At 38.3% G+C, this 12502-nt stretch carries 13 protein-coding genes and 1 pseudogene; 1 reads left to right on the forward strand and 13 read right to left on the reverse strand.

All coding sequences use genetic code 11. The annotated features are described in order from the left end of the window. Nucleotides 1-12: 12 nt before the first annotated feature. From AC5KOD_RS18695 to AC5KOD_RS18750, 12 genes and pseudogenes are all read right to left on the reverse strand, one after another. Complete coding sequence (locus tag AC5KOD_RS18695; RefSeq protein WP_496916111.1) at nt 13-792, reverse strand: ABC transporter permease; 780 nt, start codon at nt 790-792, stop codon at nt 13-15. Then, complete coding sequence (locus AC5KOD_RS18700; RefSeq protein ID WP_496916112.1) at nt 785-1660, reverse strand: ABC transporter permease; 876 nt, start codon at nt 1658-1660, stop codon at nt 785-787. Before AC5KOD_RS18700 ends, AC5KOD_RS18695 begins: the two co-directional genes overlap by 8 nt. Continuing rightward, nucleotides 1653-2903, reverse strand: a complete 1251-nt coding sequence (locus AC5KOD_RS18705; protein WP_496916113.1) for an ABC transporter substrate-binding protein — start codon at nt 2901-2903, stop codon at nt 1653-1655. Before AC5KOD_RS18705 ends, AC5KOD_RS18700 begins: the two co-directional genes overlap by 8 nt. Nucleotides 2904-2968: 65 nt before the next feature. Then, nucleotides 2969-3616, reverse strand: a complete 648-nt coding sequence (locus tag AC5KOD_RS18710; protein WP_496916114.1) for a TVP38/TMEM64 family protein — start codon at nt 3614-3616, stop codon at nt 2969-2971. A 9-nt stretch (nt 3617-3625) separates the two neighbouring features. Then, entirely contained in the window at nt 3626-4381 is a 756-nt protein-coding gene (locus AC5KOD_RS18715) for a heterodisulfide reductase-related iron-sulfur binding cluster (protein ID WP_496916115.1), read from the reverse strand. Next, nucleotides 4378-4752 carry a 4Fe-4S dicluster domain-containing protein gene (locus AC5KOD_RS18720; protein WP_496916116.1) on the reverse strand — a complete coding sequence of 125 codons (375 nt, stop codon included), beginning with the start codon at nt 4750-4752 and terminating at the stop codon, nt 4378-4380. The genes AC5KOD_RS18715 and AC5KOD_RS18720 overlap by 4 nt, the downstream gene beginning before the upstream one ends. Further along, complete coding sequence (locus tag AC5KOD_RS18725) at nt 4739-5467, reverse strand: TVP38/TMEM64 family protein (RefSeq protein WP_496916117.1); 729 nt, start codon at nt 5465-5467, stop codon at nt 4739-4741. Before AC5KOD_RS18725 ends, AC5KOD_RS18720 begins: the two co-directional genes overlap by 14 nt. A gap of 27 nt (nt 5468-5494) precedes the next feature. After that, nucleotides 5495-5956 carry a rhodanese-like domain-containing protein gene (locus tag AC5KOD_RS18730; RefSeq protein WP_496916118.1) on the reverse strand — a complete coding sequence of 154 codons (462 nt, stop codon included), beginning with the start codon at nt 5954-5956 and terminating at the stop codon, nt 5495-5497. A 19-nt stretch (nt 5957-5975) separates the two neighbouring features. After that, nucleotides 5976-6386 (reverse strand): hypothetical protein, encoded by a 411-nt coding sequence (locus tag AC5KOD_RS18735; RefSeq protein WP_496916119.1) that lies wholly within the window; start codon nt 6384-6386, stop codon nt 5976-5978. A 19-nt stretch (nt 6387-6405) separates the two neighbouring features. Beyond that, the gene (locus AC5KOD_RS18740) at nt 6406-7434 is read right to left on the reverse strand and encodes a sulfurtransferase (protein WP_496916120.1); all 1029 of its coding nucleotides are present in this window, start codon (nt 7432-7434) and stop codon (nt 6406-6408) included. Between the two features lie 94 nt (nt 7435-7528). Next, nucleotides 7529-8446, reverse strand: coding sequence for a sulfurtransferase (locus tag AC5KOD_RS18745; protein WP_496916121.1), 918 nt, complete (start codon nt 8444-8446; stop codon nt 7529-7531). Between the two features lie 404 nt (nt 8447-8850). Next, nucleotides 8851-10194 (reverse strand): annotated as a pseudogene (locus AC5KOD_RS18750) (PTS transporter subunit EIIC); the annotation flags it as partial. Nucleotides 10195-10453: 259 nt separating this feature from the next. On the opposite strand from AC5KOD_RS18750, the gene AC5KOD_RS18755 reads away from it, so the two are divergent. Continuing rightward, a complete protein-coding gene (locus tag AC5KOD_RS18755) occupies nt 10454-11653 on the forward strand; it encodes an enolase C-terminal domain-like protein (RefSeq protein WP_496916122.1) in 1200 nt (399 codons plus the stop codon). Nucleotides 11654-11658: 5 nt separating this feature from the next. On the opposite strand, the gene AC5KOD_RS18760 is transcribed toward AC5KOD_RS18755, so the two are convergent. After that, complete coding sequence (locus tag AC5KOD_RS18760; protein ID WP_496916123.1) at nt 11659-12363, reverse strand: GntR family transcriptional regulator; 705 nt, start codon at nt 12361-12363, stop codon at nt 11659-11661. Between the last annotated feature and the right edge of the window lie 139 nt (nt 12364-12502).

The following is a 12502-nucleotide window of genomic DNA, read 5'->3' on the forward strand; positions in this document are numbered from 1 at the left end:
CCACGGCTCCTTTCATCTTTTATTTTTGCCTATCGCCAAAATTCGGTTAATCACTGCTACCCCAAAAAGGGATACCGCAATAAAAATTAAACTATAGGCAGATGCCATCTGCATGCGACCATTTTGGGCATACGGTATTAAAAGCATCGGTAATGTTACAATTGTCCCTCCCCCGATAAAAAAGGTCGGGAGATATTGACTCATCGAAATAATGAAGACTAATCCACTAGCCGAAATCATTCCCGGTCTTAATAAAGGAAAGGTGACATGACGCCATATTTGCCAGCTGCTAGCGCCTAGATTTTTTGCACTTAACTCGTAGCCCATCCCTATTTGACGGTACATTTGAATCAGTATTTGCAGAGCGTAAGGTAGCATAAAATAGATATGGACACTAATTACACCCGTTAGTGTGCCTGTTAATCTTAATTGAATCATCGTCGTTTGTGTGGCAGTTATAATCGCCACAGCAGGTAAAATTAATGGGAAGTATAATAAAATAGACAATGCCCGAACAGAAATAGACCGCTGTAAAGCAAAAATCTTAGCTGCAGGAATGGCAATTAACATCGTTGCAAAGGTTGCAAGACTCGCAATCAAAAAGCTGTTTATCATTGCCGCTTTCAATTGAGAATCAGATAAAATTATTTCACGAAAATGACGCAAAGTTACCTTTGCTGGCAACAGATTAGGGTATACCCACTCTTGACTAATCCCCAACACAAGTAACCAGATCAACGGAACTAGAATCACTAGTGCACATAAATGACGTAACATCTTATAGTTATCCATGAATGATTCCTCGCTGATTCCCACCTGGCAACCAACGGCTGACTGCCAAACTAATTAACACTATACTCGAGCAGATGATTGACATTACTACATTTAACGCCATTGATTGAGGACGACTTGCTAAATCAGCCTGTCCAAACAATGCGTACGCTGTTACTGCTAGCGGTTCTCTACTAGGACTACCTAACAAATAAGGAACCTCAAAGGACCCAAATGCGAAGGCAAAGATGATGACAAAAAGGCTCAATAATGTTGGTTGAATTAGAGGCAAAGTTATATGCCAAAAACGTTGCCTAAAAGAAGCTCCTAAGTTCTTCGCCACGACATTGTACCCAAAATCAACTCGTTGCAAAATCGCAAGTAATGTCACAGCGACATAGGGAATTTGTTTGTATAAAAACACTAAAATAATCCCCACTCCTCCTTGATCGTGAACCCACAAAGGAAATTGTCCGCCATCACTAATTAAGCCAACTGCTAAACATAAACGCGACAATAATCCAGTCTGAGAAAACAATTGCAGAATCATCATTACCACAATAATATGAGGTAAGGTAATCGGTAATTGAAAAAGTTTTAACGATTTTTTTTTCTGTTCGCCTACCTTCAGTAAGAGCATCGCTAATCCTAAGCCAAGCATAAGCGAAAAAATGGCCGAGCTAAAAGTTAGATAAAGTGTATACAACAAGGACTGTTGAAAATAAGGGTCGCTAATAACCTTATTATAATACTCAAAAGTTAGTGTATCTAGTCCAATAATTGGATAATAGCCTAGGCTAACCTGTAAAGCCTTAAATAATGCACCTAAAAGAATCGCGCCATTTAAACTAATAAATGGCACGAGTTTTAACCATGACTTCCTACTCATGTAAAACATGCTCTTTCCAAAGCTCCTCAATCAACGCTATTTTTTTTGCCGCAACTTCTGGAATCTGTTTAGCCTGCAACTCTTCTAAACTCAATACCCCTTTATTATCATATAAACTCGCTAAAGAGGTCAAGGACTCCTCAGACAACTTAGTTGCATCAAAAGGGGGAATAGCATAACCATAGTCAGCCGTTGCTTTCTTCAATTGAGCCTCTTCACTAATCATCTCATTTATCAATAACAAAGCAGCGTCCTTTACAGCAGAATTTTCAGCAATTGCTAAATAATTTTGATTTGTGATAGTCCCCTTATCAAAAATAAAGGTTTCAACACTCTCTTTAAACTCTTTGTCCTGACGTTTTTCAGCCACGTGCATTTGCGAATAACTATAGGTCATATAAATCTGATTAGCAGCAAACATCTGATCTAATTCAGCTGTTGTCGCTGGATAAGTTGTTCCTTTTTGCCATAAATAGGGTTTCAAGTCATTTAAATAGTCAAGCCCTGGTTTAATCACTTGATAGAGCTCTTCCCTTTCAGCTGGAGCTTGATCCAACGCATCAAACCCAATGACATCACAAATAATATTGCGAACAAACGCACTTCCTGTAAATTCTGGAGGCGCCGTATAAGTTAATTTGCCAGGGTGAGCTTTGGCATAGTCAAGCATAGCTGCAGCGCTAGTCGGATATCCGTCACTAAAATTCTTTTTATCCCCCGCAAAGACCAGTTGAGCAGTTCCATAAGGTACCTCATAGCCAGCAATCTCCACTCCGAAATCGTAAAGAGAATTATGACCAGCAACATCCATTAACTTATCAAAATTACTAACCTTATCTGTAATAGGGCCAAATAACAAATTCGCTTGTTTAGCTGTGTAAAAATTTTCCCCATTAATCCAAATAACATCAATATCCCCAGTCTTTGCTTTCGCTTCCTTTTCATTTGATAATTTTGTTAGAATATCATCAATCCCCATCGGAATGCGTTTAAGCTTAATGTTATATTTTTCTTTCATCTTTGGCATAATTTCTTCATCTACCCATTGATTTGCTTTTTCCGAGCCTCCAAAACCGTAAAACGTAACGGTTTTTCCTTTAGCTGTTTTCTCGGCCTCCTCGAAAGACATCGGTTCCACTACCTTACTCGTCTCTTTATCATCAGAATCCTTCGATCCCTTTTGACAACCACCTAGAGTTAAACTCATTAACAAGACTAATACTATTATCACATTCTTTTTCATTTTTACTCCCTTTCATCATTTGCTTGATTGACTCATTCCTTCAGTACTAGTATAGTTTTTTTCTATTAAATCTTATTTCGCCATAATCTCTTTGGAACAACAGACAATAAACTCAACAAAATTCCCGCTAAAGCAAGTTCTAACATCAAATGAAGCGACACGCCTTTAGTCGCAATTTCAGATGCCATAAACGCATAAATAAAACTAGCAGGCATCATTGTCACAAAAGAGATCAGAGAAAATTTCCCTACTGTCATGGGTGTTAATGCATAGGCATAACTCTGAATAGCATAAGGAAATACCGGAACTAATCGAGTAAAGATTAAAAAGGAGACGCCATTTTCGACCACTCCCTTTTCAATCCTTTGAAAAATGTCAGTTCGTCCAAAACGTTTAATCACATACTCTCTAGCGATAAACTTGCCAATAATAAATGAAATTGAACAGCCAATAGAAGCGCCGATGATAGTCAAAGTACCACCTATCCAACCGCCATATAGCAACCCGCCTGCAACAGCTAGTAATTGTCCCGGCAACATCAATACAGCTACAATAATTCCTAATAAAATGAATAATAAGTAACTCCACCAGCCAAAACTAGCCAACCATTGTCTCAACTCATTCACATCTGTTAGTAAGTCGATAAAGCCAAATTTATATGCCATCACAACTAAAATGATGACACTCATGCTAAATATCAAAATTTTCTTCATCAGTAAGTTTTATCCCCTCTGAATGATTCTTTTCGACCGATATCGATTCGCCCAAGCCTTTATCGGGTGACTCAATGGATCTGACTCAACTTTATCCCCCTGATAAATCACTTTTCCAAAAATCAAATCTAATAAATGCCAAGCTTGTCCGCCACCTAAAATCATGGCAGACGTACAAGTTGCGCAATAGGTGACTAATTGCTCCGTCTTAAAATCATTAACTCGTTTCGTCGCCTGCGCTTTCGCCAGAGACGGGTTTGTCACACCACACATACCGCCCATACCACAACACAATGTATTTTTACCACTCAACCTATTTTTAGCAACTTTATACCCCAATTCAGCCAGAATTTCACGAACGGCTTGATGAATCTCTGTTAATTCTTTTGTTGGGCAAGAATCCTGTACGGAAAAAATAACATCACTATCTTGCGCTTTATTCTTCAACTCCTGAGGTAGGCCTAGCTCAGCCATAATCACCCATAACGATTTTACAGGAAATTGTTGTTCTTGATTCATCATCGCTAAGCACCCTTGACAAGCCACTATCAGCTCATCAACTTGACACTCTTCGATTGTTTCCGCTAGTCTGCCAAATCGCTGCTTAAACATCACTTCGTCGCCAATATATTTCGTTGGCTTGCCACAACAGCCCTGAATCAATACTAAATCAGGATAATGTCCATTTAAATATGCTATTATTTGACTGATCCGAGTTGGACTAGATGAACTAAGCGAGCAGCCTGCCATGAAACCATACGTCATTGTTTTCGTCCTCCTCGATTATTCCCTGTAAAAAAGGAACTACATGAAAAAAATTGGTGAAAATCAACTGATTGTAATTGCTTGAGTGGTCGCTTTTTATTTGCTCTAATTAAATCTTGACGCATTGCTAAAAAGGCCTTATCTAATTCTAACTTAAAAGGACAAACGACCGTACAACGACCACATAGCAAGCAAGAAAAAGGAATGATCGGTTCACTCTCCTCACTTTCAACAATCGTTGAAAATAACTCTTTAGGTGTCTCACAATATTTTTGCAAAAACAAGCAATCTGTCGTACAACGTCTACAAGCCGTACATTTCTCCGCAATAAAGCGAGCCAACTCTAAAGTTTCCTCACTATACTTTGTCATTCTCACCAACAACTTCCTGACGATTTTTCTTGTTTAATAAAACTTTTTTCAAAATTAACGACATCACAACTAATAAACAAAAACCTAAAATACCATATAGCATGACCTTAGTCTCTTTCCCTAAACTGCCTCCAACAAATGAATAGACAATCGTAGCTGGTAATTGACCAATTCCTGTTGCCACTAAAAATGAACCAAGTCCCATCCCTGTCAACCCTGCCGCGTAGCTAACTACATCAAAGGAAATAAACGGAACTAAACGACAAATCAAAATCGTATAATTCCCATATTCCGCAAAAAAACCATCCATCTTTTTCAAAGCAGGAGCCGTTACTAGTTTTTCCGCCACAGGACGCCCTAAAAAGCGTGATATATAAAAGCATAAAACAGCTCCTAACATTGCACCTGTCCAAGAATAAAAGGCTCCCTGCATCCAGCCAAAAACCCAAGCATTGGCAAAAGTAATAACAAAAGCTGGTAAAGGGGCGACAATTGATTGGAACATCATTAACAACATAGATACAATTGGTGCTAGAGCGCCAAAGGACAGAATATAGTCTTTAAGTGCTTCTATATTGGCACTTGCCAACATTCTAGTAGCCTGATTGACCGCCGTCTTAACAGACGGTATCAATAAATAGCTAGAGACGACTAGTGCCAAAATTAGCAGTACTATTAACAACTTATGATGTTTACTTAGCCATTTTTCTTTCATCTTATTCCCCTTTCACTTGAGTCAGTTCTAATCAGTTACCCATAGCTCTTCATGAGGCCAACCTTTAGCTCCTTTTTCAACAATAATTAACCGCTCTGCGGCAATACCTTTTTCTTGCATCAACGAAATTGTACGCTTAGCACCTCCACCTCCACCTGGGCACATAACATAAATCGGATCAGCACCGTCAGTAAAATCAGGTACCGCATCTGTGATCATTTTTTCTAGCTCAGGTGTATCGACTGGATAAGCAGGCACACTTATTGATCCGGGTAAATGCCCTTTAGCAAAATCCTTTTTCGGTTGAATATCAATAATTTGATAGCTTTCCTTATCCTCTATCGCTGATTTCATATCATCCGCTGTAATAAATTGCCATTTGATGTCATCCTCAGCACGATCATTTTCCTTTTTATTACAAGCTGCTAACCCTAGTCCTACTACTAACAAACAAAATACAGCAACACTCTTTTTGATTACCTTTTTCATCTTAACCCCTCTTTTCATCCTATTTTTCTATTCTTAATCGTAAAGCCATTACGCCATATTGACCACAAATTGCTATGAAAAAACTAGCCGATGCAAAATAATAAATTGAAATGACTAGTGGTGACAGACACCATTGCCACACAACAAATCCCACGCACAAAGTCAACAAGACACCTACCTCAAACCAAAGTACAATCGATCTTTGTTTCTTTAACAGTCTAAAGATTAAAATAAAGGCCAGCACTAATAATAACATCGCTAATAGGTTAACGACTAAACCAATAAACCCCGTTCCAACTTTTTTTGTAAAAAAAGACACATTCCGCATAAACCCCAAATGATTGGCATAATATTTTTGTGCTTGATAAAGAACAGCTAATAGCCCCAGTTGACAAATATGAATAAATATAATCCCACTTCGTCTAATCATGATTGGGCTCCATCTCCTATTATTTTTTAATTTCTAAAGTCTTGGTATCTCGTGGATCACCAACCTGAACAGGATACTTAGCTGGATCTTTCTGATGGCCTAAATCCCAATCATACCAACCACCATCATATAGTCGAACATTCTCCCATCCTTCTTGCAAACAAATGAAGAAGGCTGTTGCCGCTCGCCAGCCAGTTCCGCAATAAAACGCGACTTCTTTGTCAGGCGTAATTCCCCACTCTTGCCATTCTTTAAAAATAGCTGTCGGTTCCTTAATTGTGCCGTCCTCATTAACTAAATATGCAACATCAGCACTAGATTTGCTAGATTTAGCATAAACCGCTCCTAAAGGCTCTCCTGCATTTTCAATATACGCATACCCACTTGTCTCACCAATAAACTCTTCCCAACTTCGAATACTAGCCAAAACTAGCTCTGGATTTTCTGCTTGAACTGCAAGTAAATCATCTGCTGTCTTAATCAGATATTCTGGTCTGGCTGGAACCGTCACACCAAAATCAGTCGCCTCTTTGCTTTTTTGGACGCCTTTTTCAAGATCATAATCAGCACTTGTCCATGCGGCCAGTCCACCATCCAAAATCTTAACCTTTTCTACCCCAAGCCAATAAGCAACAAACGCCACTCTCGCAGCAGCATTGATGTCTTCCGAATAAACAATTAACTGACTATCTTTTGTAATCCCCTTCGACAGAAAGGCCTCCTCACAACTATCTGCTTCTAAAATATTCCAGTGGCTTTCCTCTGTTTCAATTTCCATTGTGTCCATGTGTACCGCATTTGGCAAATGACCTTTTTGATAGCTTTCACCCTCACCATAAGAGGCTTCTAAAACAACTGTATCAGTGTCTTTTACAGCTTCATTGACCCACTTAGCATCAACAAAAAAATCGTTCTCTTTAATTGTTCCTACTAACCTTTCTTCTGTTGGTACTTCCTTGCCACTTTTTGTTTCTTCTTTTGGCGCCTGTTGACATCCGACTAAGACTATCAAGGCTGATACAGCTAACCCAAACTTAAATTTTTTCATTGCGTACACAAAAGCCACCTCTTTTAATATAATTTATCTAACTCTGATTAACTTTTTTGCTCATTTATTCACTTATCGAATTTCTGTACATCGGTTATTTTTCAACCTCATTATTAGCCGACCAAGTATAATAAGAACCATCGTAGTTTTTCACCTGAGTGTAACCAACGGCATCTAAAATCACTTGCATATAAGCAGAACGAATCCCACCAGTGCAATAAGTAACAATCTTGTCCTCTTTATTTAAACCAGCCTCACTAGCCAATTTTTCGATCTCTTTATTGGATTTCAACTGTCCCTCTTTATCAAATAACTCCGTATACGGTAGATTAATTGCATTAGGAAGATGACCTCCTTTGGCTTCACCAAATTTTGTGGCACCTTCGTACTCTTTCACAGAACGAACGTCTACTATTTTATAATCTTTTATATTTTTTTCGAGTTCCTTTGTTTCTATACTATGGCTTTTATCCAGTTCGTCTATCTTGACCTCGACTGGCTCTAAACTTGTTACATTTTTAGTTGTTTCAAACCCGGCCTCTTTCAAAGCTTTTATACCACCGTCAACCATCTTGGCATTTTCATATCCTGCCTGCTGTAACGTCCATAAAATCCGACCTTCTTCTCCCCAGCCTTCAACACCATCTGAAAATAAAACTAAGTCGGCTTCTTTTCCTATGCCAATTTCACCAAGTCGTTTAGCCAATTCTACTGGCTCATAGACAAGTCCCCACTCATAGTCGCCTTGAGTTGTCTTTTCCACATCTGACAAATATTGCCAAGAGATAGCAGTTGCCCCCTCAATCGTCCCTTTTTTTGCATTATCCTCCCCACGACAGTCAACCAATACTACTTCTTCTTTGTCAGCTTTTACACTTTCAGCAGAGACAACAACCTCACTATTGAATGGTACTTTTACTTTAGCCTCTTTCTCCGAGTCCTTGTTAGAACATCCTGTCACAGCTATCAATGCTGATAGACACACCAATAATTTCAACCTTTTTTTTATCATACTTTTCCCTCTCTCACTATTAATCTCTGTGATACAATAACTTTTTGAAACCCTTTGCACATATACTTAAATAATAGCAGCTTGTGCTTAAAATCACAATAGTCTGTTTCACTAAAAAAGTGGCTATATCTAATCTGATTTCTCTATCATTAACCAGTAAAATCATTCTATTATGACTGATTTCCTAATCAGAGAACCTCCTGTCACCATCATTCCAAATTAAGGAACCGTTTACTTTCTTATTCGTTATTAGTTTTGCCCACGTAGAAAACAACTGTATCTCAAAATAAAAAACCGAAGCTAGGATATATGTCCTAACTTCGGTTGTCTCAAATAGAATTACTTTCAAAGAAATGGCAATGATTCCAGCTTCATTTGAAAAAATTTTATGCTTTTTGTGCTTTTGGGACAAAAAAGTAAGCTACTCCAAAAGATACACCAATTGCAATCACAATTCCTAATGCAGCAAAAATAAAGTATTGACCAATATAAGCCGGTAAACTGAAAATACTGGATAGAATATAGCCATATATCCTGACACCAAAAGCACTAATGAAGGCAGAGGCTACTGAACTACCTATAGTGGCCGCAATAAAAGCTTTTTTATACTTAGTTAACACCCCAAACAATGCTGGTTCAGTAATGCCTAATAAACCTGAGACAGCCGCTGAAACAATAATTGATTTTTCTTGTTTGTTATCTGCTTTAAAGTACATCGCTGCCGTTGCACCAGTAATCGCCATATTTGCCATAAACATCATTGGCATTAGCATGTCGTACCCTTGATTAGCAAAATTTTGCAACGCGATTGGAGTCATCGCGTGATGTAAGCCTGTCAATATAGCAATCGGACGAATTGCTCCGACAATCACACCTGCTAAAATAGGAGAAATTGAAAACAACCAGCTTACACCATCTGCTAACAAATTACCTGCATGAATTCCGATAGGTCCGATCACTGTTAAAGCAAGCAAACCCGCTAAAAATAATGAGATAGTCGGGGTAAAAACAGTTCTTAAAACCTCTGGTAAAATTTTGTCCACCCAATTAAAAATATAACTCAAGGCCAAAACCGAGAAAATAATTGGAATGACTGTCCCCGCATAGTTAAATACCGGAACTGGTAAAACACCAAATAATAAAAATTGAGAAACTTCACCTGCTGCTACGGCCGCCGTCATTGTAGGAAATTGTAACGTTGCTGCAATAGCAATTGCTAAATACATATTAGTCTTAAAAATTCTTGCAGCGGATGCTGCCACAAAAAATGGTAAAAAGGTAAAAACACCACTTGCTAACATATCTATGACTAGAAATGTCGGGGTCGTATTAGAAATGACCTTCAATGCAACTAACCCTGCCATCAGCCCCTTGATCATTCCTGCACCAGCAATTGCTGGGACAATCGGCCCAAACACGCCAGAAACAGTATCCATGAAAAGTGACACTAAGCCTTTTTTCTCATGAGTATCAGTTGAAGTATCAGGTACTTCTCCATCATCTAAATTCAAAACAGCTGCTAGTGTTGCAAAATATTCGGTAACAGTTGTACCAATGACTACTTGTAATTGATCGCTTTGATATTTCGTTCCCATAACACCGGGAATCTTTTCCAAGGCCTCATAGTTTACTTTGTCAATGTCTTTCAAATCAAAACGTAACCGAGTCATACAATGCCATGCATTGTTAATATTACTTTCTCCTCCAACATTTTCAATTATCTCCTGAACAGATTGTTCATGTTTCATTACTACCAACTCATTTCTTTAAAGTTTTTCGTGATTCCGTTTGCAAAATCATAATAGCATATAATCCGGATTACGCAAAACAGTCCTAAAACTTAAAAAAAACTGAATAAAACGTGATATAAATAGCTTTTCAAACATTAAAACCACTTAATTGGACTGGTTTTTATCGATAATAAATCGTTTCAGCATGCCAAATTGACTCTAACTAACTGGCATGGTTAAATAGCAACTATAGATAACTATTTTAAGGAGTGGAAATATGAAGCAAACAATCATTACAGATGTTAGCTGTTACGCTATCAGACCTGATAGACATAATTTAGTAGTCGTAAAAATTGAAACAAATCGAGGGGTAACTGGTTATGGTTGTGCAACATTTCAACAGCGTCCTTTAGCAGTCAAAACAATGGTGGAAGAATACATCAAACCAATCATAATGGGAAAAGATACAACTAATATTGAGGATTTATGGCAAATGATGCTCGTCAACGCTTATTGGCGGAATGGTCCAGTCATTAATAATGCCATTTCAGGTGTTGATATGGCCCTTTGGGATATTAAAGGAAAGCTTGCAGACATGCCACTTTATCAACTCCTTGGCGGGAAATCACGAACAGCTATTCCAGCTTATACCCATGCTGTCGCAGATGATTTAGATACATTATATCAAGAAATAGACAGCTTTTTAGCAGAAGGCTATCAGTACATTCGTTGTCAACTAGGTTTTTATGGTGGAAATGGCACTAACATGAACTTACCGGAGGGGCAATTGGCGGGGTCTTACTTCGATCAGAATCAATACATGAACACGACGTTAAAAATGTTCGCCGCTATCAAAGAAAAATACGGTGAACAATTTCAAATGTTGCACGATGTTCATGAGCGCCTATTTCCTAATCAAGCTGTTCAATTTGCAAAAAAAGCCGAACCTTTCGATTTATTCTTTTTGGAAGATATCCTTCCACCCAATCAAAATGAATGGCTTGCCCAAGTGCGAGCTCAAACAAGCACACCTATAGCAACTGGTGAGCTGTTTAATAATCCAGCCGAATGGAAAAATCTTGTCATTAATCGTCAACTTGATTACATGAGAGCTCATGTATCGCAAATTGGCGGAGTTACGCCGGCCTTAAAGCTAGCTCATTTCTGTGATGCAATGGGCATAAGAATGGCTTGGCATACACCATCAGATATTACCCCTATTGGTCTAGCTGTCAATACTCACCTTAATATTCATTTACATAATTCAGCTATTCAAGAGAACATTGATGTTCCTGCAACAACTAAAACGCTGTTTAGTCATGTACCCGAACCAGTCAAAGGCTATTTCTATCCAATCGATAAACCAGGCATTGGCGTTGATTTTGCCGATAGCTTGGCCACAGATTTCCCACCCGTTTATCGAGAACACGAATGGACTCAAAGCCGAATCCCAGACGGAACATTGATCACACCTTAAACAAACTATTGCCTAAATTGATGATTTTGCTTGTTAAAAGGCGTAATATAGGTACATGAGTAATCAATTGCAATGACCTCACTAGCTTCATAAACACGACCGTCATCAAGCAAGCAACGGTTATCAATTTTCATTGCTGGGCTGCCCTTCTTACATTGAAGATGGGCAGCCTGTTCTTTTGTCACTAAAACTGGGGTATAGCTCGTAATATAATGAGAAATTTTAAACCCACTCTGTTGGACAAACTTCTGAATTGAACTCTCAATCACCTCTTGATTAAGATCTGGAAAAAGGGAAACAGGCATCCGAGACGTCTCAATTTGTGTCAATTGTAAATTAACAATTCGCAACCGCCGAAAACACCAGACTCCATCTCCCTTTGCAAGTTGGAAAGTCTGGCAATCTTTGTCATCTGCAACTTCCTTTGTAAGACTTATAAGTTTCGAAGAAATCCGATCATAGGGATTACGAGTTAAAGAATTATAGACTAACGGATGTTGTTTTGCCTCTTTTGAAATAAACATTCCTGAGCCTTGGACAACCTTTATAACCCCTATATCTTGAAGGTTTTTTATGGCCTCTTGAATAGTAAAACGAGATACCCCGTAACTCTCTGCCAATGCCCGCTGATTAGGTAGCTTCCCTTCATAAAATTGATTTTGATAGATTTTACTTAATAGATCTTGAACAATGAATTCTCTTTTTTTCATTCATTCGACTCCCTACATTTCAAATAGTCATCGCCCGATACTCAAAACTATTTTCTTAAAAACTAGCTTTTTAATTAATTGATTAAACGAATGGATTTCTCCATCTTATCATTAACTTTGTAGCGTCAAACCAGATTAT

The sequence above is a fragment of the Vagococcus sp. WN80Y genome (assembly GCF_059621045.1).

What these genes read in the sequence shown, in the direction of transcription:
- AC5KOD_RS18735 (WP_496916119.1), bottom strand. Translation starts at nt 6,386, where the DNA reads ATGATTAGACGAAGTGGGATTATATTTATTCATATTTGTCAACTGGGG.
- AC5KOD_RS18715 (WP_496916115.1), bottom strand. Translation starts at nt 4,381, where the DNA reads ATGACGTATGGTTTCATGGCAGGCTGCTCGCTTAGTTCATCTAGTCCA.
- AC5KOD_RS18695 (WP_496916111.1), bottom strand. Translation starts at nt 792, where the DNA reads ATGGATAACTATAAGATGTTACGTCATTTATGTGCACTAGTGATTCTA.
- AC5KOD_RS18755 (WP_496916122.1), top strand. Translation starts at nt 10,454, where the DNA reads ATGAAGCAAACAATCATTACAGATGTTAGCTGTTACGCTATCAGACCT.
- AC5KOD_RS18705 (WP_496916113.1), bottom strand. Translation starts at nt 2,903, where the DNA reads ATGAAAAAGAATGTGATAATAGTATTAGTCTTGTTAATGAGTTTAACT.
- AC5KOD_RS18745 (WP_496916121.1), bottom strand. Translation starts at nt 8,446, where the DNA reads ATGATAAAAAAAAGGTTGAAATTATTGGTGTGTCTATCAGCATTGATA.
- AC5KOD_RS18740 (WP_496916120.1), bottom strand. Translation starts at nt 7,434, where the DNA reads ATGAAAAAATTTAAGTTTGGGTTAGCTGTATCAGCCTTGATAGTCTTA.
- AC5KOD_RS18720 (WP_496916116.1), bottom strand. Translation starts at nt 4,752, where the DNA reads ATGACAAAGTATAGTGAGGAAACTTTAGAGTTGGCTCGCTTTATTGCG.
- AC5KOD_RS18760 (WP_496916123.1), bottom strand. Translation starts at nt 12,363, where the DNA reads ATGAAAAAAAGAGAATTCATTGTTCAAGATCTATTAAGTAAAATCTAT.
- AC5KOD_RS18700 (WP_496916112.1), bottom strand. Translation starts at nt 1,660, where the DNA reads ATGAGTAGGAAGTCATGGTTAAAACTCGTGCCATTTATTAGTTTAAAT.
- AC5KOD_RS18730 (WP_496916118.1), bottom strand. Translation starts at nt 5,956, where the DNA reads ATGAAAAAGGTAATCAAAAAGAGTGTTGCTGTATTTTGTTTGTTAGTA.
- AC5KOD_RS18725 (WP_496916117.1), bottom strand. Translation starts at nt 5,467, where the DNA reads ATGAAAGAAAAATGGCTAAGTAAACATCATAAGTTGTTAATAGTACTG.
- AC5KOD_RS18710 (WP_496916114.1), bottom strand. Translation starts at nt 3,616, where the DNA reads ATGAAGAAAATTTTGATATTTAGCATGAGTGTCATCATTTTAGTTGTG.